The sequence below is a fragment of the Spiroplasma endosymbiont of Ammophila pubescens genome (assembly GCF_964020965.1).
Lineage (GTDB): Bacteria > Bacillota_I > Bacilli_A > Mycoplasmatales > Mycoplasmataceae > Spiroplasma.
The window spans coordinates 569,289-594,769 of the sequence record NZ_OZ026611.1 but is presented as its reverse complement, the minus strand read 5'-3'; the positions used below and the strand labels follow the sequence as shown (position 1 = coordinate 594,769).

Here is a 25,481-nt window from a genome sequence, read left to right as displayed (position 1 = left end):
TTCCTTAGGCTCAAATTCTATAAATATAATTTTCTTTATCAAAATTAGGAATATTATATCCGATTTGACCAACTCTAAAATCACTACTATCAACTTCTTCTCAATCATTTCCACCACTAATAGATATATTGCCACTCCCTAATAATGAATTACCATTTAATAGTTTTAATGTTTGTCCCATTTATTAATTTATCTTGTTTATTTATTAAAAAATTATTAATTGCATTTGCATCATAATAATTCCTTGCTAAATCTTTTGATGTTTTAACAATATATTTACCATCAACTTTTTCAATATAATTTTTATTAAATTCACTATCTTTAATAACATCCGATGGAATTTCACCACTTTGTTTTGCTTTTCAAACACCATTTTTTTCATAAATAGTTTCATTGTCAAAAGGAACAATAATTTTAATATATTCGTTATAATCAATTTTAGAAAAATCATTAATAGTTGGATAAGTAATATTTATTGAATTATCTGTTTGTAATCGTTCTTTTAATCAAAATAATAATGTTGAATAAAAAGTTTTTTTTACTAATATGTTTATATTCTTCTTTTCATAGATGAGCATAATTATCTAAACTATAATTATAAGGTCTAGATACTGTTTTACTAGATATAATATCAATTATTTCACCTGCTAATTTTAAAGCATTTTTAACATCACGAGTAATATTTTCATTTGCCTCAGGATCATTAGTTTGTGAATAAGCAACACCACCTTGTGAAAATGATGCACTACCAGTTAAATCATTAACTCCTTTTGGTAAATATCAATTAATAACTGCTAATAAACAAGCAGATTGAATATAACTTAATCATTTATCATATTCAATTAAACCAGTATTATCTTTTTTTATTCATGGAAATAATTCTTTTTTATTAATCTTATCGGAAATTGTCCCACCTGATAATCTATCCATTCATAAACTAGTTTTTAAAATAGCATTATAAATTAAATTATCATTATAAACAGATTGTTTTCTATCATTAATAGGTTGTCAAAGTTTACTTTCTTTAACATCTTCAACTGTTATAAATAACAAATTACTTAAATTATTTTCCATATAAAACACCTCTTAATTGATTACGATATTTATTTTTTAAATTACTTGGCTTATAACTATTAATTCTTGTTCTTGTTTTCTTAATTGTTTTAATAGTTTGATTAGTTTTGTAAAACATATTTTTAACTGGTGTTTTATATAAATTCTTAATATTTTTAACATCACTTCGGCGTTCACGATACCATTTTTTATTATTAATTTCACCAGCAAAATTAAAATTAAAATGTCCAATTTTTAAATTATTAATAAACTTTTTAATTTGATTTAATTTTTGAACTGTTGATAATGTTAATTTAGTAGTTCCTTTTGGGTATTTTTCTTTTAATGCTTGCGGTAATCGTTTTTTAATATAATTTCTTAAATGACTAGGTAATCATTTTCTTAATCAATAACGCCAAAATAAAGTTCCTGCATTAGATACAGCATTACTTAATAATTTTCAAATTTCAACTGGAACACTAGGATAAACATATGGACCATAAAATTTTGGATGTTTTGCTGTTTTTGTATATATTAAAATAGTTAAATTACCTGTTAAAGTTAACTTATTTGTAATATTAAACATACCACTATCAAGTCAACTACTATTTAAAGGTTGTCAATTAGTATTTAAATAATTTTCATTTTTAAATTGTTCTCTATTTTTAATATTATTATCTTTTTCTAATTGACTTAATATTTGTTGTATTTCTTTTTTATGACCTTTTTTAATTAAATCTAAATAAGTAAATGGATTTAATCACTGATAAATATCTTCAACTTTATTTGTAATTTTATTATATTTATCACTAATATAATTAATTGGTTTTAATACTTTATTTTGAACTTGATTAACTCTATTAATTAAATTTACAAATTTACTTATTAAAGGTTTATTTTCTAAATTAGATACTAATAAAGTTAAAACGCGTAATATTAGTAAATTCATTTTATATTAACCTTGATTATTTGGTTTTGATTCTGGTTTTGTTGCTGAAATTAGATAATCAACTGGAACTCTAAAAGTTTTATTTAGATTACTTTTAGCGGCAGTAATTTCATCTTGGCTTGGTTGTTTTTCCAAAATAATTTTACATGTTTTTGGATATAAAATAGTTGGTGTTGCATATTGAACCTTACCAATTCATTTAGGGTTAGCAGTATCATTATCTAAAACTTGTTGAATAGTATCCATATTAATTGGATAAGCTCATACTTGTTTATTAATAATTAAACCATTTACATTAGTAAAATTATAATCTTTATCACGGTTAACTTGTCCTTTTGTATATGTTTTTTCTAAATGAAATCTTTTTGATACTGGAATACCCGTTGCTGTATTTTCATATAATTCACCATTAACCATCGCTTTTAATTGTGCTTGTGAACCAATTACTTTTAAATAAGCAGGTGTTAATCTTAAATATGATCTTCGACCTAAAACCATAAACATTTTATCTGTTGGTAAACCAAAATATAAATTACTAATTTGATTTGTTAATTCAATCAAAGTTTCATTTAATTTAAAGAATGCTTTATTTGCATCATCTGCATTTTCGGCTGTATAACTACGAAATGGAATTACTTCATATATTGACCATATGCTAAACAATAATCATAAATAGCCTGAATTAATTCACATTCTAAATTAACAAATTTATTCTGTATCACACTAGAAATAGCATCAGCAATAACACCATTTTTAATATTTTGTTCTATTAATGCTAAGTCAAAAGCCTCATTCATTAATTTTAAATTAAATCTTTTATCAATAGGAATTGGAATTCTTGTTAATCCCATAGTTTGAGTTGTTTCACCATTTGGTAATGAATAATCATCTTGTCATACCACACGATGAGTTAAATTATATAATGCTTGTCCTGCATTTGGTAATCAAGCAACTTGTTCTGCGGTTGCTGTTGCATACTGCATAATACTTGCATATTCATTATATAAAGGTCCACACAATAATGCATTAACCATATCAACATACGCTTTTTGATTTGTTGTATTACCTTGCAATGTAAAAGGTACTTGTGGCAAGTTAATTGTTGCCATAATATTTCACTCCCTTATTATCTAAGGTTTTTAAGTGTATAATCAGTTAATTTTTTAATTTCATCAGGAGTATATGCTCCTTTTTCTTTAATAGTTTCAATTTCATCATTTTTATTTTCAACCGATTTTTCAATCATATCTTTAATAAAATTAGTTGGTGAAACTGATGGTTGATCTTCAACAAACAAATCAGGTTTTAATTCTTTTAAAGTTTGCATTTTTTCAGATAAAGAACTACCACTAACTTTTTCTAAATTAGTTTTAATATCTTCAATTTTAGTAGATGGAACGTCTTTAAATGCTTTTAAATTATCTAATGAATTAGATAATTTAATAAAATCTTCTTTTGATATAACATCTTCGCGTTTTTTCACACTTTCTCTAATTTGCTTTGCTTCATTATTAAACTGATTTAAGATATTTTCTGCAATTTCTTCACTTAAACCTTGTTCGATTAATTGTTCTTTTGTAAGTGCCATTTTATAAACCTCTCTTTTTTTATTCTTGTCCGATTAACAAGTCAGCATAAACTCTTTTTTACGGAAAAAAGATTAAACCTATGCTTTTAATTATATACCAATAGTTCACAATTACAATATATTTTGTATAAAAATACTAAACAAATAATATAAAAGTATTATAATGAAATTGAAATAATTATTTATTAGTATATAATATAAAATAAGAATGATATAGGGTCATTCTCTTTTTTATTTAACTAAAATAATAATATCATAATATTTTACCAATACAATACTTTAATACAATACAAATAATACATTAAACTTAATATATTTTACTGCTAATTTAGCCCTTAAAACGCGTAATTAAGAGTATTTTAAAAGATAAATTTATTAAAATAAGCGCTAATTTTGCTTGTATATATATATAATGTAGGTAGATCTTGAGTAAGGTTTCAAGACTAAGAAAAGGAGAAAAACAAGTATGAAAAAATTACTTAGTTTATTAAGTGTTTTAACTATTAGTGGAAGTGCTATACCAACAACAATTGCCGCTAGTCCTTATCAAAAAGATAAACATAGGTTAACTCGTTCTGTAGATATGATTAGTAATGCAGTATATTTTCGAGGTGGTATGTACATATTTCAATGGAGATTATATAAAAAAGAATTTTATTGAATTCTAAAAATGCATACTAAAGCTTGCAAACTTTTAGTCAATTATTTAAATTCTATTAAAGAAAATATTGCAGGAGAAGAGGGTGCTGGTAAATTTATAACTAATATATCACCATATTTTGTTCCTACTATACCCGCCGCTGCTAATGCTATTTCTGCATTAAATTTTTATCTTACTTCTGAGTTAATACAACAGAATAATAGGGGAAAAGGTATTTGAATTGGTTTTTTATTAAATCAACCCGGTATTGAATGAGGTTCTTTATAAAAAATTATGGAAATAATTAATTTTATTTTCATTTTTATTTAAATTATCAGTCAATAGAAGGAAATTAAAAATATGAAAAAAATATTAATTATTATTGGTACAATATCACTAGCGGGAACAAGTACAACAAGTTTAGTTGCTTGTAATACACCACAAGAATATACAAAAGAAGAATTAACAAAACTAAAAGAACAAAACAAAATAAATACCGCTAACCAAGAAATCAGAGATAACTTAGGATGAATAGCACCACAAGAAAAACCATTTAATACAGTTGATAAAAAATGATATTATGTAGTATGGCGTGGTGATAAAAATTATAGTTGAAGAATTATTAAATATAAGTATGAAAATTTTAATGAAGATAAAATAATTGATATATATGGTAATCATCATAGTCTTCAATTATTTAAAACTCATGGATATGCAAATGGAAAATGAGAAAAAAATATTCGTTTATTTAATTATAAAGGGGTTCCAGAATATTCTGTATGAGGATTTGACTTTAATTATATTAAATTAGTTTATCGTTGAAATTTAGATACAACAGAGCCAAATTTAGTAATTGATAATGATAGTAATGTAAAAGTTGATGAAGAATAAAAAAGAGATTTAATAATCTCTTTTTTCTTTATCTTGGTATAAATGTAATTTTGATTGGGTTTTCATTTTTGTTTCTAATGCCTAGTAAATTTGGATTATTAACATCCAAGACAATATTTTTGTTATTACCCCAAAATCATTGATTAAATTGCCCCTTTACTATTGCTGTTAAATTAGCAAATAATACTTTTGAAAATCTGATTTTTAATTTCATATCATTTGTATAATATGATTGTAAATATGTTTCTTTAATTTTATCGTTATCATTATTATATAATTTTGTTATTTGCAATAAAAACCTAATATCTCCGCTTCCTTTTTGACCTGTATATTTATTTTCATAATCATCATAACTTGGTAATCCATTAGTATAACCACTGGCAACCGTTTGAATATCATTGGTTATATTATCTGTATATAAAGTTATTGTATTATCAAAATTAACTTTATCAGTTTGATAACGACCACTTTCTTGTAAAATTATAGTTGCTAATGAAAATAAATCAATATTACAATTATCATAATCACCAGATAAATTAATATTTCTATTAAGAATAACATTCTCTATATTTGCTTGTTTACATTCAACTTGTAAATTACCTAAATTACTTATTTCAATAGTTTTATAAGAATCTTGAAATTTACTAATACTTTGAATTGTGGGGTCAATTTGTTTTAAATCAATTTCAGTTTCATAATAGCCTTCATTAAATTCATCAGAAAAAAAGTTTCTTTTAAATTCATTCAAAAAAGGACTTAATACTGTCTTATATGCTTTTCTACATTGTGCTGGTGCTGTAATTTTAGTTTTTAATAGTAGTACTACATCAGAAGGCATAATATCTTTGGTATACTCTGGATAGTTATATGGAACTGGCGGTAATACATATTGTGGGTAATTAAATGTTGGTATTTCATAGTCATGTGGTAGTAAGAAACTAGTTTTATAATTAGTTGTCATATCGCGTAAATAATTATTTAATACGCTTTTTGTTTTACCACGAAACTTCATACTGATAAGCGTAAATAATCTTCTTCATTATTGGTATATGGGTTATCAGCATAAAAGATAATTTCAAAATTACCTTTATATAATGCTTGGATTGAAAACATATCAATTATATAATTACAATTTGTACCATCAGGTGTTTGTAAGAATTCGCAATCATTATCTTTTTCACTATACTAACTGGTGTTTGAGCATCAACTGCTCTTACTAATTCATTAATTAAATAGATACGATTAGTTTTAGGGTTTAATTGTTTTAAATTATAAGTTGAATAAGTTATTCGTTCTGTTGGTTTACCATCTTTTTCTAAAACATTACCTTGTATTTTATCAGTTAATAAAGTTGTAAAACTAAAACTAGTAGCATTAGCACCAATCATAGCACCAATTTTATCATTTCCTTGTTCTCTAAATATTTCAAATGGTAAATAACCTTTACCAGCAGCTTTATCACCTCAAAAGGAATCATTATAAAAACTATAAACATTAGTACTCATAAAACCATTAAGTCATAGGAAATTAGGTCATTTATCATCTTGTGTAATTGTTAAATTACCAATTCAGTCCCAAGGAATACCAAACGAAACAAAGTTTAAAAACTTTCCAATAGCAGGTATCGTAAAAGGATTAAATACTAATTTTTGCGTATAGTTTAAAGGTAATACTGTAATTTGACGATTAATAAAATTATTCATATTTAAGATATCTCAAACATTACATGCACCCATTTTATTATATTCAATTTGAACTTGACCAACAGTATTACCAAATTCATCTTTTCTTCTAAAATATGATGATGCTTGGGTACTAATAATGTTATTAATAGTTCCACTATTTACTTTTACTTTATCTGGTGGAGTAATCATTCAATTTTTAGACCAATAAGACTTAGAATTTGAATTTTCTTCCTTAATAGTTGTTCCAACAGTTGGATTAGTTGCTGTTGAACTTGCTTTATCTGTTATTATCATACCCCCATTATTTTTTTTAATTCAAAAATCAGACATTGATTGAATATGTTCTTTTCAATCTTTATATCCAGTAATAATAGTTGGTTGTATTTCTTGAATGTTATATCAACTTACTTCGGGTAAAGCATAAGTATTTATTTTATCATGTGGAGCAGGAAATATATTATACATTAATAAATATCTTGAATTCATTACTTTTTTATTAAATTCACCTTTAATAATTGGTCGCCCAATAACAGGCATATCAAAAAAGATTGGATTACCATAAAATTTAACTGCCACTGCTCTAACCCCTGGGTCTTTTAATAAAATCTCATCTAATTCAACAATACCTTTATTTAGTTTTTCATCATAAGTTATTTTTGGAAAACAATAATCTTCACCTGGAGCACTTGTTTGAATAAATTGTCTTACTGATAAACCACTATTACTAATTTTGTCATTAATACTTGAAAAGGTAATTTCTTGTCATAAGAAATCACCATCTTCTACGGAATAATAATTAATAACATTTGATGGATATAATCATTGTCTATCTTGTGGTGAAGAATTAATATCACCACCACCAATATTTAATCCACGGTCATTAAATGCAGTATAAAAATTATAATAATCATTAATATTTAATTTATCTGCATCTTCATCTAAAATTAATAAAGTATATTGTCTTTCAGTTGATTGTTGAGTAAATACTTGTTCAAATTTAGCATCACCAAATTGAATTGAACTTCTATCATCAATCATATAAGCATCTCAATATTTACCAACTTTAACCTCTTTTGTATAAAAATTATCGGCTTTATTATCATTATTAATAAAATAACTTAATTTATATTTATTTAAGTATTCTAGCATTCTATTAATATCATAAATATTTTCACCATCAATTAATTTTCAATAAACATTATTATTTTCATCTTTTAATTTTATCGCAAAAGGTGTCTCATTATTTGCTCATATTGTTGAGTTAATTGGTTGTTTACTAAAATCATCAATCGTTAAAATATTAATTTCTTCACCTTTATATTTTTGGACTATTTTTAAACTACCTTGTCATTGAGCAATTGTACTTTCTATATTATCAAATATGCGTGAATAACTACCATAATCACTTGGTTTTGCATTATTAGGTTTTCAACCTGTTTCAGTATCAGATATATATGAACTATAAACATTAAAAGGAAATACCATTCAATGCCTATTATCTCTTATGTTTTCTCTTATATCTATTAAAGTATCATGTGCTTGTCTTCTTAATTCTTCCATAACACCTGGGTTAATTCTACTCATTTTTTAATTCTCCTTAATTTTTGTTCTACCTTGTAAGGCATTTTGATTATTGCCAGTTTCATTATATTCTAGTAATTTATTATTATGTTCAATTTCTTTGGCTTGCATTTTATCTTGTCATTTTTCTACTTTTTCAAAATATTTGGTTGCTTCTAATTCATCAACATTATCATATTCAGTTATCACTCTTATTGGCTCCATTGTTCAATTATCTAATCTAGTAGTAATTAATTCATTTTGTCGCATTTGGTCTACTAAACTAGCACTAACAAAATCAAATCCATAAGGGCGTTCACCAGTACCATCTCATAAACCATAATATTTTAAAACAGTATCAAACATTTTAGTATAATATTGTTTACGATATGCTTGTAAATATGCTTGTTTTTCTAAGTCTTTTGTTTTTTTTATTAATGATTGGGTTTTATTTTCTTCACTATCTGAGGCATCATCAAAAGGACTAGAAAAATTACATGCTATATATACTTGTTCAATAATTGCTTTTTGATCTTCGGTATATGTTTCTAAGGTTGGTGTCTCTTGTACTACTTGTAAAGATTGGGATAATTGACCATCAACGGATGATTGACCTGATTGAATAAAAATATCATCAAAAGCATCTTGTAATACTTTTTTATTGCCTTTGTTATAAGCAGTCATTAAATCATCATCTAATACCCTATATCAATGAGTACGATTTGCTCATCTTTCTTTTGATTTAATATTAAAACTATCTTCTAAATCAAGTTGATGTTGATAAAAATAAAGGATTAGGTTCATTTATCATTTCTCAAAAGGGCACTATACCTAATTTATTTTTAAATTATTGAACTAAAACAGGTCTAACATCATCTTTAATTTGTGTTTTACTTTGACCAACAACTACTTCATTATTTTTAGGTCAACCTTTAATAATTATTTTATCTTTGGTACAAATTAAATTTAAAATAAAACCACTATCTGATTGATGATAATTTAATCAAATATCAGCACCTTGTTCAATTTCATTTATTTTACTTACACGAGATGTAAAGTTAAAAGGGTTAATTCATAAATCGATATTACCGTCTGATGTTTCTAATAAACCAAAGATAGTTTTACCCATTAAACTTGCTGTTAATTCGTTTTTATCTAATTTTTCTTTTATTTTATAATTTTCATATCATCAATTTAATTTTTCTAAAATGTCTTTACGATGCGACTTAAATAAAATATCTTTACCATTTACTAATCGCATTTGATGGCGAGCAATAATATTTGCTAAATTAATTGTTCAATCATAATTATAAAATTTTAAAACACTATTAATATCATTTAAGTTTGGTAAAGATGGATAGGTATTATTCATGGTTATTTTGCTCCTTTAAATTTAAGATAAGTGCATAATTAATTATATTTACTGTTAATAAACTAGGTTCATTTGCTAAAACTTGTACACATACTTTAACTTTTTGATATTTCTTAATATATTCGTTATATAAATTTAATTTACATATTGCGATATTATCTTTTTTTAATTCTTGACAAAGTCTTTTTTTAACTTGTACACAAACAGACATATAAGGTCTTTTTGCATTTATTACACGCTCATCGTGTATTACATAAATATCTTTTTTCATTAAGTTATTCACTCCCTTTGTTGTCATAATTTATAATCTGTTGAACTATTATGTTTAATCATATTAACTAATTCAAAGTGTAAGGCATAAAAATCACTATCAAATGTATCATCATATAAGTCTAATACTTTTTCTTCTCTTGCTTCAGGCTTATCTTCTCATTGTATTAATTCATATTGGGTTTTACTTACAGAACATTTTTCTCATAATCATTTTAATTGATTAGTATTTATTAACATTGTGAATGCCTCTACACGATGTCTTACTTTAAATTTTTGTTTTTGTGCTGGTTTAAATGTCATATATTGACCAAAAGAATAATTATATTTTTCTCGGTTTAAACTTTGCAATGTTGAATAAGCACTATCATCAACATTAATCGATATACCTTGCTGAATTAAATTAAAATATTGATTTAATTGATTGTTATAAAACTCTAAAATATCTTTAACTTGTTCTAATTCAGTTTTAAATTGTTGTGTAGCATTTGAATGAGTATATTCAGCAACTTTATAGGCTTTTTTATCAAATGAGTTATATATTCAAAAACTAGCCGCTGTTGTATGTCCTTTAGGACTAGTAGCATTAGCAATATCAACACCACCTAATAATTTAGTTGGTTGAATAATATCTGTTGTTTGCATAATATCAATATATCTTGCAAAGATTGATCCACTAGTATTGCTAGGCAATCCTCAACTCCAAACTCTTGCTCTTTCAATATCTAATTGTTCTAATCTTAATTGTTCATTAACTTTATCTTGTGGTAATTCATAATTTAATCTTCAACTAGAATAATGAATAATAATTTTCATATTTCATTTTTCAATATACTTAATTTGCTCATATTTACTACGCATTATTTCTTTATTAAAAGGTAATAATTCATTACAATAACCAACAATATATCTTTTTAAACTTTCAGGGTTACATGTATTAATTGTTATTTTATTTTGATAACCACGAATAGCAAATTCTAAATCACTTAAATCTTTTTGTTGAAATTGATCACATTCTTCTCTTTAATCAATTACTAATTTATATTTATTTAAATCAGCAAAAGCTTTTAATTTTTCTTTTCTGCTAGGTGAATGTAAACCTTTACAATATATTTTGCTACCATTTGATAAAGTAAAAGTAAAATTTGATAAATTAATAGTATAAGAAATATGATTTTCATCTAACATATTTCATATATTTTGAAATACACTATCTTTTAAATCTTTACTCCAATACATACTAGCAATGATACAAATTGGTTCTTTAATTAATAAACTAATTTTTAATAATTCACCAAACATTTTAATATTTGATATAGTTTTACCACTATATCGTGTTCCAATTTGATTAATTTCATTAACTAACTCAAACTTTTTAGCAAATGTATATTTATTACCAATAGTACTATTTTGTAATAACCAATAAGGTGTTTCTAATAAATAAGTAAAATGATTAAGCATTATTATCACTTTCTTTTTTAATATCTCTAATCTCTGTTTGTAAATTAACAATTATTGGTTGTTGATTATTTAAGTTTAATTCTTTTTCAAGTTCTTTTTCTTGTAGTGAATATTTATAATTAAATGCTCGTTGTCAATATAATTTAGCACCATCAGGTGATTTCATTATAAAATTAATTATTTCACTTTCAATTCTATCAACTTGTTTTTCAAGTAAAGGAACTATCTTCTCGCTCGCATAAGTATCATATCTTCACTTGCGAGAAAGATTGAATTCATTGGTTAAATCGTTCAAAGTATATGGTTTATTAGGTGATTTATTTTGCCAAAATTCATCTATTTTACGATAGAATGTTCGTAAACTTGCTGTTTTTGGATTAAATTCTTTCATTTTTTACTCCTTTATATGGTTAAATATAAGTAGAGAAAAACATGTACAGAAGAACTTGACACGGTTCTTTTTTTATTATCTATATTTTACATCAAAATAAAAAAAAGTAAATTACTTTACTTTTTCAGTTAAATTAATTTGCTAATAATTAACAATTAAATTATAACACAATAAATAAAAAATAATATCTTTTTTTTTGCATTTTTATTATTTTTGTGTTAATGTGTAGAACTAAGAAAAGAGGGTAAAAAAATGATAAATATTGATAACAACTTTTTTAAGAATTTTAATAATTTGTTATATATACAAAGTATTGAAATTATTCAACAAAATTTAGAAGATTGTGATGAATGAATTTTTAAAAATTATAAAATTGATGAAACTTTAAAAGAATTTAAAGATTATAAAGTAAAAGAAATAAAACCAAGAAAATTAACTATTTTAAATGGGAAAATAACTTTTAAAAGAAGAAAATATTATAAAATTAATCCAGAAACAGGTAAAGAAGAATATATTTTTCCTTTGGATAAACTTTTAGGAATTGAAAAATGACAAAGAATAGATAATTCTATTAAAGAAAAAATATTATCATTTATTGGCAAGAAAAAAACATATCAAGATATTTTAGATACTATGGAACATGTAAAAATTTGTATAAAAACAATTTCAAATATTATGAAAAATGCAAAAACTGATAAATAATATTATCTTAATAAAACTGATAAAAAAATAAAGATACCTCATACTTTATATATTCAAATTGATGGAACTTATTTAAAAATGTGAAATGAAAAGAAAAAAGGAAAAGAAAAAATAAAAAAACATAGTATATTTTCAACTGTTCATACTGGTTTTGATAAGGCAAAATCAACGAAAAAAAGACCTGTAATTGCAAATAAATTAGGTGTTATAGAACTTGATAATATTCCAGAATATATTAAAAAAAATAGTAAATTAACTAATTTTGTTAATAAATTATTTACATTAATTACCAGTTATTATGATATTAATGACAATATTGAATTTATGGTATTAGGCGATGGTGCACCTTGAATTAAAAATATTGTAAAATTTATTCAAGAATATTTTCCTAAAAATAAAGTACATTACACGATAGATAAATTCCACCTTACAAGTAGATTTAAAAAATTATATCCTTATCAAAGTAAAAACAAAGAAAACAGAGAAACGTACCATAAAACAATCGATTATTTTTTTAATGCTAAATATGAAGAATTATTAGAATGTTTAGAAAACAGTGCTTCTTTTATAAAAGAAGCAAAAATTAAATTCTTAAAAGAGACAATTAAATTAATTAAAAATAATGAAGAAAGTGTCAGAAATCAAACATTATGAAATAATACTGGTTGTCATATTGAGGGTGATATATCACATTACTGTAAAGGTGTTTTGGTTAAAAAAGCAACTTATCATGAAAAAACTCTTAAAAATAAATTAAATACTAGTATGATGAATTTTAAAAATAAAATTAATTTATTTAATACTAATGAACCATTAGAAGAAAATAGAATTAATTATTCAGTTAATAATTTTGTAAATAATAATTTACAACCAAACTTATATTTTTATTAATTTTATCTAATAAATTAAATAACTTTAATAAACATGTATTTTTGTCATGGAAAAATTTAAAAAATGTTAAAATATTGTTGACAATAAAATTAAAAGTAATATAATTTAGATAAGTAAGTGGTATTTTTATTCCACAATTTCTAAGATATTAATTAAAACCCTTAAATAATACATACAACCATAAAATTTCATTTTTTTCATCTTTAATTCTTCTTTTCATCATTTTTTTGATCATAATCAATTTCCTCATTTCTATTATTGCTATTATTGTCATTTGTTTGTTCACTTTCATCTAAACGATTAATAAGGTCAATAATTCAAATATTTTTTTATTTTTTTCAAAAAACTCTTCTGTCTGTTTTATTTTTTTATTTTTTTCTCTAAAAAAAGAATTTTTTGAGCCATTAAACGGATTGTTGTTTTATTTAAAGTTTGATGCTTAAGTTCAAATTTTCGTCTTTTAGTCTTATTTCTTTCCCTAACAACTATTCCTAAAAATGTAAATAATCCTAAAAAGAAAGTTCCACCTATGCTTCCCAAAATAATTTTAACAGTTTCACTCATTTTTCCTTAATAATGCTATTTTTCATTATACTTCCCACTTTCTTTTTCTTTTAATGAACTAATCTAAAAAGCAAAATATAAGATCATTAATAACTATTTTATTTATGTCTGTAATATTCTGCTTAGTAATTTTTTATATTTTTTAATTTATATATTTTATTATATAATAATTATTTTTTATTTGTGAAAAAGATGAATAGATATCATTATTTAAATTAAGGACTATACTATTTTTTTGTTAAAAAAGGAATCGCTTTTGTATAAATTTCTAACATTTTTTTTAAATCATCAAGCTTAACATACTCATTATAAGAATGCATTATTGATTCATTAATATCAAATTCAGCGCCAAATGCCACACAATTTGTCATTGCTTTAGCATATGTTCCACCACCAATTGCTACAGGTTTTGTGTGGGTATCACCAGTCACCTCTTGGTAAACTTTCATAATATTTTTAATAATTGGACTATTAACTGGCATATAAAATGCTTCTTGCCAAGAAATATTTGTTAATTCCAAGTTATATTTTTTTAATTCTGCTGTTAATGGTTTTTGTACATCAGGTAATTTATATGAAATTGGAACGCGCATATTTAAAGTTAAGCGTGTTTTTTCTTGATTAATTTCAACTATTCCATTATTAACAATTAATAATCCGGTTTCATCTTTCATATCTGGGAAAAGATGACTAAAATGAAAATTATTATATAAATATTTTTTTGCAAAATTTGCAATCATTGAATTATTATTTAATTCAGCATATGTTGCTAAAGTAATTAAAGCAGCATTGATTCCTCGCTCTGGTGTAAACTACCATGTGAAGATTTTCCTTTAACAATTAAGCAATCATTTTCTACCTTTGTTTCAATATTTTTTTGTTCTAATTTAGTTTTAATATCATCCAAATATGGACCTTGGTAACTAACAACATCAGCAACAGAATTATACGCTTCACCACCTATTAATGTGAATGACTCATCTTTACCAATGATATCAACATTAATAATTCCTTTTTCAGTATATACAACAGGAAATTCTCCATCTGGCGTATATCCTAAGGCAGGTACTCCCTCTGTTTCCATATAAGCTTTAATTGACGCTCAATCTGTTTCTTCTGTTAAACCAAAAATTAAACGAATAGTATAATCTGGACGATAATTATGATCTTTTAAATATTTTAAAGCATACAAATTAATAATTGTCGGACCTTTATCATCAATTGCTCCTCGACCAAACAATTTATTATCTTTAATTTGTGGTTTAAATGGTTCAAACTCTCACTTGTTAAGATCACCTGGGGGAACAACATCTAAATGTCCTAAAACCGCAAAAATTTCTAAACCAAAACCATATTCAACATAACCATAACGATTTTCTGAATCTTGATATGTTTTGAAACCTAATTCTGTTCCTAACTTAATGACATATTCTAAAAGTTTTTTGTTCCTTGACCAAATGGTGCTCCTGATTTTGCTTCACTACGAACTGAAGGAATTCGAATAATATCCTGAATTTTTTGTAAAGATTAATCAAAGTATTCTGTTAGTAATTTATCAACATTAATTTCCATAATTTTCTTCCTTTCTTATAGTTTTAATCTCTTATATTTTCTTAATTATCAATTCTAATTATTCACAGTTCTTCTTTAGTTACATTATAGCATAAGTCTTAATCCATAATATTAACTAAAATATCATTTAAAATATTTAAACCTTGGCTTGTACAACGTAAATGATTATTATCAAAAACTAAATTATTTTTTTGTACTTCTACATCAATTTTATTTTGATAGTAATCTACTGCTGCTTTTGCATCTCTAACCTTTGTTAAATCAATGCCATTTAAAACACGTAATCCCATCATTAAAATTTGAAAATAATAATCCTTTACCGACAATTCTGTTTTAGTTTGTGTTCAGTTAGCATATTTTCGCGAATTCTGTAATAAATAGTAACCATCGTTATTAATAAAACCAGCTGCACTAGGGCCAAGCAGTCAAAAAGACTTATTAGTTCAATACGCTAAATTATGTTGTGATTTTTTGTTGTTATTAGTATAATTTGAAATTTCGTATCTTTCATAATCTATTTTAGTTAATGCAGTATTAATAATTTCATCAAATGCAATATCATACTCCGGTAATTTAAGTTTTGTTTTACCCCAATATGAATTTTTTTTTAAAATTAATGAATATCAACTAATATGATCAGGTTGTAATTTTTTAATCATTAACAAATCTGCCTCAATATCAGCTTGTGTTTGATCAAATAAATTATAAATTAAGTCAAACGAAATATTATCAAAACCTTCTTGACGAGCTAAGTAATAACTATTAACAACAGCAGCACTATTATGATAACGATTAACTTTTTTTAATAACTGATTATTAAAAGTTTCAACACCAATTGAAAGACGGTTAATCTGATATTTCTTTAAAAGTTGTAATTGACTTTTTGTAATTTTTTCTGGATTTAACTCAATTGTATATTCCATTATTGGGTTTTGCACAACTTTTTGTAATAGTTGTAATAGTTGTTCTAATTGATTATCATCTAAACTATTTGGTGTTCCTCCTCCCAAATAAATTGTTTTTAAAGCAAAATCAGGATATGGTTGAACAATCTCATGTGCTAATGAAGTTAAATATTCTTCAATCATTATTGGGCGTGATTTTTTAATTTTAAAAAAATCACAATAAAAACAAATATGGTCACAAAAAGGAATATGTACATATAAATGTTCAATCATTGTTAATCCTCACTTCTTTTATATTTTAATAATATAGATTTATAATTTTAATTGCAACAATTATATGTTTTTTAATAATTAAATTAAAAGATTTCATTTAAAAATTAACCAACCTCAAATTCAATTATTTGCAAAAATGAATATTCATCATTATTAATCATTTCTTCCTTTTTTGGAGTAATAAAAAAACCATAGTCAAATTGACTCACTAATATAATATGTTATTTTGAATATTACTATTTATGTTTGCAATTTTACGTAATAATTTTACAGTAAAAGATTTTTCAGTTTTATTAATTATATTAATTGTATATCTAGAAAATTTAATATTAAAGTTACGTATTGTTAGATTTGAACTTATTTCACTTTTAAAAAAATTAATAATAGGGTTAAAAATTGAAATGATATCACTTACTTCTGAATTTTGCTCTAAAACACCAGCACGTTCGAGGACCTTATAAAAAACCGTTTGGTTCACCTTAAAAACAAGACGATAATTTTCATAATATGTTTCTAATTTAAAATAATGTCAAAACTCCATTACTATTTTTGCAAATTCCGCAAGCTGAAAATTAAAGAGATTTTTTTCTATTAAAATGTTAATATTTGTTTCCATTTTTATAAAAGTATATGAAGATTTAAATGGTAAACCTTCAAGTCCAAAGTTTGTTACACGCATACGTAATATCTTATTTACAACATAAGAATATTTGTTCTCAGTTACTTTTTTTAGAACATGTGTTTCTTTATAATAAAAGTTTAAAAAATTTTCTGGTGTTAATTTCATTAGGTCATATCCCTCGCCGGCTCATGCTAAAACAGAATCCTTTTTAAGTAACATACCGTTTGCATTAGCCCCGAAAAAACTAACAGAATAATCTTATCAATAAATACCAAAAAATAAAATATTTTCATTCTTTAAAGCCTTCTTAACAATGTCCCAAATTAGTTTGCTGGGAAATAACTCAAAACTATATTTTGTTACTCTAATTTGAAATTTTTGATCTTTCAAAACTTTATTAACAAACATAGTAAAATACTCCTCAATATTATCCTGAATCTTACTTAAAACATCTAAATCATTAGTTATAACTACTAGAGCATTAATTTCATTTCTCGCTGGCAATCCTTTAAATCTCACTTCATAACCAATATTAACTTGCACTGTAATTCCCAATACCTCTTGTGGAGTATCTTTTAATAACCTCCTGATGTTATCAAAATTAATATTATACAAAGTAAATGAAATATCATTCTCAGCTAATAACAACGGCATTGTATCAACATAATAATTTGAATAGCGATTTCGTAAACTTTGATTCAAATTAGCAAACTCTACTTTAAAACCAGTAAGCAACTGTGTTAAAAAACGATATTTACTAATTCTTTCATCCGTCAATGTCAAACCATCATTCTCTTTTTTTAACTCATCAACTAACTCTGCAACAAATGGTATTTGATCCGGATAATCATTAATATTAATTGTTGTCTTTGTGTCCCACCACGCTGCAAAAGTTTGATTTACTTCCTGTTTTATATCATTTAAAATACCAAGATCTTGATTATGATCTAATTCATCTTTATCATCACGTTCATGCTTTCCTCGCGCGGTACAACTAACCACCCCAAACGGCACTACCACTGCCTAACACAAAAGCACTAAAAATGGTTAATAACCGTTTCATCAATATGTCACCTTCTTTCAATAAAATACTTATTATTTATTATATTGAATAAAAAAAGCACATTCATGCCCTTAACAAATTATTTGCAAGATAAATTTTATCTTGCAAATAAAAAAGATTAAGAAATCATATTATTAAAATGTAATGCTATTTTCATATAAAAAATGTTTCTCCTAACATTATAATTTAATAATAAACAATAACAATTATTATTTATCTTTTGGTTAAGAAAAACATTATCAATTATTTTTAAAACAATATTTAATTTCGGTTAAACCAACGACCAAGTAATGCATCACCGTTTCGTTTACGACGACGAGCAATTAATCATGGAATTGAAATTACTAGTGTTAAAATAATTAAGAAAATAATAAAAATTACTAAACAAATACGATTTGTTTTTTTCTTTAAAGCTGCTAATTCTTCTGGATGAACAATTTCATATCCATAATAACCAATAATATTTGCTTTTCTTTTTTTTGTTAAAACAATATTCGCAATATGAACGCCTAATGTTACGATTAAAATAATAATTGTAATTGTAATGGCTGCTGTTAAATCATCAACAATGCCTCAACTTCAAAAACCAAATCGAAACTCTTCACCTGAATGTTGTTGAAAACCATATAAAATTCCTAAAATAATTCCACCAAAGAAATAAGTCGGAAATGCTAATCAATTTAAAACAATACTACGAACAGTCATTTTTTTATAATTATCAATTAAGAAATGCGGAATAGTATGATTACCCCGTGTTAAATTAGAAAGATAACTATTTGTTTCAATTCGAACTCGTGATAAATCAAAAATACCAGCAAACAATAATCCTAGAGAAATTAACAAAAAAGTAATTGTCAAAAATGGATGAGGAATATATTTCGCTTTAATTCCCATAATTGCTTCTAATTCTTGTTGATGAGAAATAAAATATAAGGCAATAAATAAACTTGTCATCATTGTGCCAAGAAAACCAATAATAATCATAATTAAGGTACGAACTTTTTCCGAACGAATCTCACGAGCAATTTCTAAAGGAATTAAACGGTTAGCATATTCCTTATTAAAACGACGACGACGTTGTTTTTCTGATAACTGTGGTTGATAAGCATAACGATTATTTTCCCTACTGTTTGTTAAAGCTGGTGGGTCAAATTGCGCTGATAGAGTAAAATGACCATTTTGATAATACGATGGTGGCGCTGGCATTGAATTTGTCATCATTTGATTATCATCAAAATATTGTGCTGAATTTGCACCACGATAGGCACCTTTGCTATCATAAGCTAATTCTGAACGATTAAATTGTTCATTAACTTGTGATTGATGATACGGTGATGCAACACGTGATTGATAAGGGGGGCGATATTGATTTGCATACATATTATCATCGTTAACATAACCATCACGGTGGTTCTGATATCCCATAAATTCAGCATTGTCATATCGCCCTTGATTTTGTTGTCCTGACCAATATTGATCATAATTAGAACTTACTACATGCTGCTGAATTCGGCGTGGCAAAATTTGTTGATGAACTGGACGCGAATAATTTTGCGCCGCATCATGATTATAATATGGCTCAACATAACCAGGTGGCATTTGTGAAGCATTTACATTCATTACCTCACGGTCTTCTTCAAGATACTGGCGATCATGATTATTAGCATAATAATTATATTGGTTACTTAAGTTCATTCGTGCTGGACGAATTGTATTATTTTGATATAACATTTCCATATTATTTAATTGGTTTTGTTTATATGCTTCATTTGGACGAAAGTATTGATTTGACGAAAGATGATTTTGAGGCATTCAATTTGGATAGGGTTGATTTTGACTAAAATCAACATTATTTTGGTTTCTTAATTCAGGATTAAAATTATCACCAAAACGATTTGCTGATTGCATTGGTGGTTGCTCATGTTGTTTATCTTTCACCATAAACGATTTAACCGTATTAAAAAAACCCATACTTTGTTTCACCTGCCCTAAATGTGAATAACATTGTATTAAAAAAGAAACTGCTAGTTTTTATCACCCATTTTTTTAGCTAGCATAATTTCTTGTTCAAAATACTCAATGTTTTCCTTAAAACTAGTTTCTTGTTTTAATTTTACAATATTCGTTCAATTACTACTGCTTTTTTTACTTTGAAATAAAGAAAAAGTAATAATAAAATAAACAAATAATAATAGCGCTGCAAATCCTAGTAGAAAACCAATTAACCCGATTACTGGAATGTCTAAATCTAAGATTGTTATGTTTGTTGTCAAGAAGCCCTCCATATAAAAACCACACTATCTGTAAGTATTATACTATACTTTTTAAAATTTATGCAAAAAATATATTATTTTTATCCTAAACCCTTTTCTAATGTCTCTAATAATTTAGTTTTTACTTCATTTTGTGTTTGATAAGTTAATTTTAATGTATCAGTAAAGTGCTCTTGTTTAATTTGATCATAAATCATCCCAATTGTTGTTGTTAATTTAGTAATCTTTGCATCGTTATTAATATAATTAATAATACTATCATCAATCCATTTTGTTTTTTCAATCCCTAATCAATTTGAATTTGTTTTTGAAGATTGGTCAGTATTAATTCAACAAGAATCAAGTTGCTTATTATCTCATTGTTTAGTTACATTATTATAACTACAAGTTGGTGAATAGATATTAGATAAAGCATCTTCTGTTGCTTGTGCAATATTTAATAACCCACTAGTAATAATATATTCATCACCATATATTTGAGATTGTGCTGTATCAACTCCAACAACTTTTGTTTTCGTTTTATTATATTTAATTCGGTCAATTGTATCTTGGGTTTGTGGTCCTGCAACAGGAAAAATAATACTTGCTTTTTTATTAATTAAATAATCAGAAATCACTTTTCCTTCTCCTTGATTAAATGATTGTGAAAACCATGATTCATTGTCATTTAATACTTCTTGAACTTTTCTTATTGGTAATAAATTATTAATTTTGGGGTTTATGTTTTTAATTATTGCTAAAATATCTGTTATCAATTGATGTAAATTAGGATATCTAATATCGATCTTAATAATTTCATTAAACACATCCGCTGATAATAAAAATCCTCATAAATAATTTGAAACACCAACTGGATTATCCATTCCTCCATAAGTTGCAATATTTAACTGTTGTTGAAATTCTGTTTGATGCAAATTAAGTCATATTGCTGTAACAAGACCCGCTAAAAAACCAGCAATTTCTTTTTGAAATAAAATTCCGACAATATTATCAGCTAACGGACCATATGGGTCCATATTTTTATGGACATTCTGACCACTACCATCAATAAAAATAAAATTATCCACTAAGTTTGCTGCTCAACCAATGGTATTGGCATGAGTAAAACCAGGTAAAATTAGCGTCTTTGCCCCAGCAATACTAGCTGTAATATAAGCTGCTTTAAATTCACCTGGTGTAATACCATTTGGTTCAAAATAGCTAGCTCGCAATGGACTATCTTGTCATTGTGTCATTGATGAAACTTGGGTAAATTGTGACACGATATATTTGCTTGCTCCTTCTCACGCTGATTGAATATAAGATTTATCATTAATTGACCCACCACTAGTAATTACCCAAATATCATACATATATTGGTATTTTTTAACACAAGATGTTAAAAAACTAGCAGAAGTAGTGCCTATTTGTAGTGCCATTAAAATCTTAATTATTTTTTTCATTCTAATCTCCTTTAACCATAATTTAAAAAAATACTAAAAATATTCTTTTATTAAAACAACAATTATTTTATTTAAGTTTTTTTCTTGTTATTTGTTTCAGAATTAATATTTGATTTAACACGACTAATAAAACTTTCGCGTAATAATAGATTAACTTTCGGAACTAATAAACGTAAATGATTACGATATTCAGCTAAAATTAGGTCTGAAGTATAATAAAATATTAACAATAAAAGTAAAACAATTGTGGCACAAATTGTTGAAATAATTGTTGTAATATTATCAATTTGAATCGCAAAACTATCAGGGGGAATATATTGTTGACCATAAACATATTCTTTAAATATACCAACCTTTTTATCACGCATCACATCATCAACAAATTTAATAATGAATTCTAACCCAAATCATAATAATTGAAATTGTGCTACAATCGGTTTATTTGTTGGTGAACGATATTTTCATTCACACGTCATTGCAAACAAAATATTAAAACACATAGCAAAAGCTAATCCATTAATAACTTGCAATGCTAAGTAAGCTTCTGGCGAATGATTAAATGCAGTAATACTAAAGAAAATAAATCATAGTAATAACCCTAACCCAAAGCAATATTTAACACCAATTTTATTATACAGTAAATGACAAGCTAAATAAGCACCAAAAAATTGTGGAATTAGGAATAATTGTTCATTTAAACGAACAAATTGGTTGACTTTTCAAACATCATGGTATTTTTCTCATGTGCGTTGGCCTAACAATCAAAGATAAATATTTGATTGAGATACTTCTTTTAAAATAATAATTAAAATTACCATAAAAAAGTTAATTAATACTTTTCATCATTTAAATGGTTCAAACATTTTTTGCTGTTCAATCGTAAATGATGTTGATTTAAATTCTTTATGTGAAAATAAAGCATATAAAATGGTTGCACCCGCAATAGCAATTATTGCACCAATTCCAATAATTCCTATTTGCAACTGATTAGTTAAATTACTTCCTACTGTAATAACAATATTATTAAACTCACTGCCAAAAATAAGTGCAAATGTCATTAATGGCGCTACTAAACTAATTGTTTTAAATGGAAAAAACTTACGGCCATATGCTTCATTATATGATAAAAAATAACTAGCCTTTGTAATAATTCCAAAACCAAGAAAAATTGCCGCGATAATTAATGTTGGTGCGGAAGGATAAACAATTAAAATAAAAATTCCAAGCATTGATATTCCAAACATTGTATATTGAAAAAAATGTCAACCAATACGAGAAAAAACCTTATGTAAAAATACATAAAGAATCATCGCTAAAAAAGCATAAAGAGAAAGGAAAGTTGCTGCAATAATGGCAATTCCTTCCATATTATTAATTGATGCAGCAAAGAATAAATCACGGAACTCAAAATTATCACCAATAATTGATGATAATGCAAATCAATATAAAAACGTTTGAATAAAGAATGCCTTCTGACTAGTATGTTTAATTTTAATGTTTTTTATTAAAATTAATATATAAAGAACAAATAACAATAATAACATTAATGGATTAAATAAAAAAACATCTCAATTATTTTGTAACACACCTGCACCCTCTTTCTGTCTTATAGATTATAACATAACCTAAATAACTACATCTGTTCAATAACATTAACCCCTAATAAATTAAAGGCATTTGATAAAACTTGATAAATTACTTTAATAAATACTAAACGCTGTTTTGTTAATTCTAAGTTATCTAAATTAATAACTTTTGATTCATTATAATATGAATGGAATTGCCGCGCAATATTTTGCACATAATCACAGACAAAATGTAGTTGACGTAATTTTGCTGCTTCTTCAATGCAACGATTAAATAAATCAATCTCATTTAAAAGGTCTAATTCTTTTTGTGACGTTAATAATTCAAAGGTTTTAACATCCGTAATATTAATTTTGCTCATTTTGGCTTGTTTTAGCACGCTATTACAACGCGCTGTTGCATATTGTGCATAATAAACAGGGTTTTTTGAAGAATGCTCTTTTAAAATACCAATATCTAAGTCCATGTGACTTTGAGCACTTTTTGAAGCTAACATATAACGAATTGGGTCAACTCCAATTTCTTCAATTAAGTCAATTAATCAAACTGCTGTCCCTTTTCGTTTACTCATTTTATATTCAACACCGTCTTTAATTAATCGTACCATTTGAATCATATCAATATCTAAAATGTCTTTTTTATACCCTAATAACTGTAACCCCGCTAACATTCGTACAATATAACCGTGATGATCACCACCTCAAAAATTAACCAATTTATCTGCTTTGCTTCGCATTAAACGTTCATTATGTGATGCTAAATCAGGAGTAATATAAGTTAAATCACCATTTGATTTAACTAAAACACGATCTTTATCATCACCAAAGTCAGTTGTTTTTAATCATAATGCACCATCTTGTTCATAAGTTTTTCCCAATTTGGCATATTGGGCTAATGTTGCATCAATTTTTCCTTCCTCGTACATTTCAGCTTCAGAAGAATAATATTCAATATCAACTCGAAATAATTTTAATTGCTTTTTAATAATATCTAAAAATAAATCAACTGATTTTTTACGAAACATTTCATGTACCTTTGGATCACTAATTTTATAATCCTTATCAAAAGTTAAATTAATAAATTTATCTTGATAATTGTCAACAAAATATTGTGCAACATCATCATACATATCGCCACGATATGCATTAGGAGGTAATTCGGTTTTTTTACCCAATAAATTTAAATAACTAACAAAAACCGTCACTGCTAAAGTATTTATTTGATTACCAGCATCATTAACATAATATTCAGTTTGAACATGATAACCAGCTGCTCGCAAAATCCTAGCAACACTATCACCAATGGCACCATTCCGAGCATGACCAATATGTAAAAATCCCGTTGGATTAGCTGAAACAATTTCTAAATTATAAGTAAAATTCTTTGGAGCTGAATATCCATATTTTTCTTCTCGTTTTAAAACCTCATTAATAACTTGATGTAACTGATCATCAGCTAAAGTAAAATTAATAAATCCCGCACCAGCAATTTCAATCTTTTTAAAATATGATTTATTATTTTTTTCAATAAAAGCAATAACTTCTTCAGCAATTTTATTTGGTGCCTTTTTTATTTTTTTTTCTAGTAACAAAGCCAAATTGGTTGATAAATGACCAAATCCTTCTTGACGTGGTTTTTCAACCATCACTAGTGTTGTTAAATTATTTGCCTTTAAGTACTCTTCTAACAGATTTTCAATTAATTTAACATTCGTATTCATAATTGTG

General features: G+C 25.4%; 31 protein-coding genes. 4 read left to right on the top strand and 27 right to left on the bottom strand.

Annotated features, from left to right (window positions below):
* Positions 1-4 precede the first annotated feature (4 nt).
* The 7 genes from ABNT63_RS03730 to ABNT63_RS03700 are packed head-to-tail and all read right to left on the bottom strand — an operon-like array spanning position 5 to position 3,590.
* Positions 5-181, bottom strand: coding sequence for a hypothetical protein (locus tag ABNT63_RS03730; RefSeq protein ID WP_348735254.1), 177 nt, complete (start codon positions 179-181; stop codon positions 5-7).
* Positions 150-578, bottom strand: coding sequence for a hypothetical protein (locus ABNT63_RS03725; protein WP_348735253.1), 429 nt, complete (start codon positions 576-578; stop codon positions 150-152). The genes ABNT63_RS03730 and ABNT63_RS03725 overlap by 32 nt, the downstream gene beginning before the upstream one ends.
* Positions 481-1,074: a hypothetical protein gene (locus tag ABNT63_RS03720; protein ID WP_348736572.1), complete on the bottom strand. Its 594-nt coding sequence runs from the start codon at positions 1,072-1,074 to the stop codon at positions 481-483. Before ABNT63_RS03720 ends, ABNT63_RS03725 begins: the two co-directional genes overlap by 98 nt.
* Positions 1,064-2,002: a hypothetical protein gene (locus ABNT63_RS03715; protein ID WP_348736570.1), complete on the bottom strand. Its 939-nt coding sequence runs from the start codon at positions 2,000-2,002 to the stop codon at positions 1,064-1,066. Before ABNT63_RS03715 ends, ABNT63_RS03720 begins: the two co-directional genes overlap by 11 nt.
* 6 nt (positions 2,003-2,008) lie before the next feature.
* The gene (locus ABNT63_RS03710) at positions 2,009-2,665 is read right to left on the bottom strand and encodes a hypothetical protein (protein WP_348736568.1); all 657 of its coding nucleotides are present in this window, start codon (positions 2,663-2,665) and stop codon (positions 2,009-2,011) included.
* The gene (locus tag ABNT63_RS03705) at positions 2,635-3,111 is read right to left on the bottom strand and encodes a hypothetical protein (RefSeq protein WP_348735248.1); all 477 of its coding nucleotides are present in this window, start codon (positions 3,109-3,111) and stop codon (positions 2,635-2,637) included. The genes ABNT63_RS03710 and ABNT63_RS03705 overlap by 31 nt, the downstream gene beginning before the upstream one ends.
* A 17-nt stretch (positions 3,112-3,128) precedes the next feature.
* Entirely contained in the window at positions 3,129-3,590 is a 462-nt protein-coding gene (locus ABNT63_RS03700; protein ID WP_348736566.1) for a hypothetical protein, read from the bottom strand.
* A gap of 466 nt (positions 3,591-4,056) precedes the next feature.
* On the opposite strand from ABNT63_RS03700, the gene ABNT63_RS03695 reads away from it, so the two are divergent.
* Both ABNT63_RS03695 and ABNT63_RS03690 read left to right on the top strand, forming a co-directional pair.
* A complete protein-coding gene (locus tag ABNT63_RS03695; RefSeq protein WP_348735246.1) occupies positions 4,057-4,518 on the top strand; it encodes a hypothetical protein in 462 nt (153 codons plus the stop codon).
* A 72-nt stretch (positions 4,519-4,590) separates the two neighbouring features.
* Positions 4,591-5,121 carry a lipoprotein gene (locus ABNT63_RS03690; RefSeq protein WP_348735245.1) on the top strand — a complete coding sequence of 177 codons (531 nt, stop codon included), beginning with the start codon at positions 4,591-4,593 and terminating at the stop codon, positions 5,119-5,121.
* 28 nt (positions 5,122-5,149) lie between these two features.
* Here the strand turns inward: ABNT63_RS03690 and ABNT63_RS03685 are convergent, their stop codons facing one another.
* Genes ABNT63_RS03685 through ABNT63_RS03645 form a run of 9 tightly spaced genes read right to left on the bottom strand, consistent with a single transcriptional unit; the run spans position 5,150 to position 11,860 of the window.
* The gene (locus tag ABNT63_RS03685) at positions 5,150-6,133 is read right to left on the bottom strand and encodes a hypothetical protein (protein WP_348736565.1); all 984 of its coding nucleotides are present in this window, start codon (positions 6,131-6,133) and stop codon (positions 5,150-5,152) included.
* Complete coding sequence (locus tag ABNT63_RS03680) at positions 6,100-6,234, bottom strand: hypothetical protein (RefSeq protein WP_348735243.1); 135 nt, start codon at positions 6,232-6,234, stop codon at positions 6,100-6,102. Before ABNT63_RS03680 ends, ABNT63_RS03685 begins: the two co-directional genes overlap by 34 nt.
* Before the next feature lie 5 nt (positions 6,235-6,239).
* Positions 6,240-8,390 (bottom strand): hypothetical protein, encoded by a 2,151-nt coding sequence (locus ABNT63_RS03675; protein WP_348736563.1) that lies wholly within the window; start codon positions 8,388-8,390, stop codon positions 6,240-6,242.
* Between the two features lie 3 nt (positions 8,391-8,393).
* Positions 8,394-9,170: a hypothetical protein gene (locus ABNT63_RS03670; RefSeq protein ID WP_348736561.1), complete on the bottom strand. Its 777-nt coding sequence runs from the start codon at positions 9,168-9,170 to the stop codon at positions 8,394-8,396.
* A 43-nt stretch (positions 9,171-9,213) separates the two neighbouring features.
* Positions 9,214-9,738 (bottom strand): hypothetical protein, encoded by a 525-nt coding sequence (locus ABNT63_RS03665; RefSeq protein WP_348736559.1) that lies wholly within the window; start codon positions 9,736-9,738, stop codon positions 9,214-9,216.
* Positions 9,731-10,009, bottom strand: a complete 279-nt coding sequence (locus ABNT63_RS03660) for a hypothetical protein (RefSeq protein ID WP_348736557.1) — start codon at positions 10,007-10,009, stop codon at positions 9,731-9,733. The genes ABNT63_RS03665 and ABNT63_RS03660 overlap by 8 nt, the downstream gene beginning before the upstream one ends.
* Positions 10,009-10,977 carry a PBSX family phage terminase large subunit gene (locus ABNT63_RS03655; protein WP_348737147.1) on the bottom strand — a complete coding sequence of 323 codons (969 nt, stop codon included), beginning with the start codon at positions 10,975-10,977 and terminating at the stop codon, positions 10,009-10,011. The genes ABNT63_RS03660 and ABNT63_RS03655 overlap by 1 nt, the downstream gene beginning before the upstream one ends.
* A 54-nt stretch (positions 10,978-11,031) precedes the next feature.
* The gene (locus tag ABNT63_RS03650) at positions 11,032-11,469 is read right to left on the bottom strand and encodes a hypothetical protein (protein ID WP_348736555.1); all 438 of its coding nucleotides are present in this window, start codon (positions 11,467-11,469) and stop codon (positions 11,032-11,034) included.
* On the bottom strand, positions 11,462-11,860 hold the full coding sequence (locus ABNT63_RS03645; RefSeq protein ID WP_348736553.1) for a hypothetical protein: 399 nt from the start codon (positions 11,858-11,860) through the stop codon (positions 11,462-11,464). The genes ABNT63_RS03650 and ABNT63_RS03645 overlap by 8 nt, the downstream gene beginning before the upstream one ends.
* 252 nt (positions 11,861-12,112) lie before the next feature.
* On the opposite strand from ABNT63_RS03645, the gene ABNT63_RS03640 reads away from it, so the two are divergent.
* Positions 12,113-12,562, top strand: coding sequence for a UPF0236 family transposase-like protein (locus tag ABNT63_RS03640; RefSeq protein ID WP_348736551.1), 450 nt, complete (start codon positions 12,113-12,115; stop codon positions 12,560-12,562).
* A gap of 78 nt (positions 12,563-12,640) precedes the next feature.
* On the top strand, positions 12,641-13,453 hold the full coding sequence (locus ABNT63_RS03635) for a UPF0236 family transposase-like protein (RefSeq protein WP_348736549.1): 813 nt from the start codon (positions 12,641-12,643) through the stop codon (positions 13,451-13,453).
* A gap of 360 nt (positions 13,454-13,813) precedes the next feature.
* On the opposite strand, the gene ABNT63_RS03630 is transcribed toward ABNT63_RS03635, so the two are convergent.
* From ABNT63_RS03630 to argS, 11 genes are all read right to left on the bottom strand, one after another.
* Positions 13,814-14,017: a hypothetical protein gene (locus tag ABNT63_RS03630; RefSeq protein WP_348736547.1), complete on the bottom strand. Its 204-nt coding sequence runs from the start codon at positions 14,015-14,017 to the stop codon at positions 13,814-13,816.
* Positions 14,018-14,244: 227 nt separating this feature from the next.
* Complete coding sequence (locus ABNT63_RS03625; protein WP_348736545.1) at positions 14,245-14,757, bottom strand: M20/M25/M40 family metallo-hydrolase; 513 nt, start codon at positions 14,755-14,757, stop codon at positions 14,245-14,247.
* A 38-nt stretch (positions 14,758-14,795) separates the two neighbouring features.
* A complete protein-coding gene (locus ABNT63_RS03620; protein ID WP_348737145.1) occupies positions 14,796-15,332 on the bottom strand; it encodes a M20/M25/M40 family metallo-hydrolase in 537 nt (178 codons plus the stop codon).
* A gap of 355 nt (positions 15,333-15,687) precedes the next feature.
* A complete protein-coding gene (gene hemW, locus ABNT63_RS03615) occupies positions 15,688-16,767 on the bottom strand; it encodes a radical SAM family heme chaperone HemW (RefSeq protein WP_348736543.1) in 1,080 nt (359 codons plus the stop codon).
* 208 nt (positions 16,768-16,975) lie between these two features.
* Positions 16,976-17,608 (bottom strand): hypothetical protein, encoded by a 633-nt coding sequence (locus tag ABNT63_RS03610; RefSeq protein WP_348736541.1) that lies wholly within the window; start codon positions 17,606-17,608, stop codon positions 16,976-16,978.
* 39 nt (positions 17,609-17,647) lie between these two features.
* Positions 17,648-18,409 (bottom strand): hypothetical protein, encoded by a 762-nt coding sequence (locus tag ABNT63_RS03605; RefSeq protein ID WP_348736539.1) that lies wholly within the window; start codon positions 18,407-18,409, stop codon positions 17,648-17,650.
* A 304-nt stretch (positions 18,410-18,713) separates the two neighbouring features.
* Positions 18,714-20,423: an MSC_0882 family membrane protein gene (locus tag ABNT63_RS03600; protein WP_348736537.1), complete on the bottom strand. Its 1,710-nt coding sequence runs from the start codon at positions 20,421-20,423 to the stop codon at positions 18,714-18,716.
* A gap of 53 nt (positions 20,424-20,476) precedes the next feature.
* Positions 20,477-20,725, bottom strand: coding sequence for a hypothetical protein (locus ABNT63_RS03595; protein WP_348736535.1), 249 nt, complete (start codon positions 20,723-20,725; stop codon positions 20,477-20,479).
* An 80-nt stretch (positions 20,726-20,805) separates the two neighbouring features.
* Positions 20,806-22,167, bottom strand: coding sequence for a BMP family ABC transporter substrate-binding protein (locus ABNT63_RS03590; RefSeq protein WP_348736533.1), 1,362 nt, complete (start codon positions 22,165-22,167; stop codon positions 20,806-20,808).
* A gap of 71 nt (positions 22,168-22,238) precedes the next feature.
* Positions 22,239-23,753 (bottom strand): hypothetical protein, encoded by a 1,515-nt coding sequence (locus tag ABNT63_RS03585; RefSeq protein ID WP_348736531.1) that lies wholly within the window; start codon positions 23,751-23,753, stop codon positions 22,239-22,241.
* 47 nt (positions 23,754-23,800) lie between these two features.
* Positions 23,801-25,474 (bottom strand): arginine--tRNA ligase, encoded by a 1,674-nt coding sequence (gene argS, locus ABNT63_RS03580; protein ID WP_348736529.1) that lies wholly within the window; start codon positions 25,472-25,474, stop codon positions 23,801-23,803.
* Between the last annotated feature and the right edge of the window lie 7 nt (positions 25,475-25,481).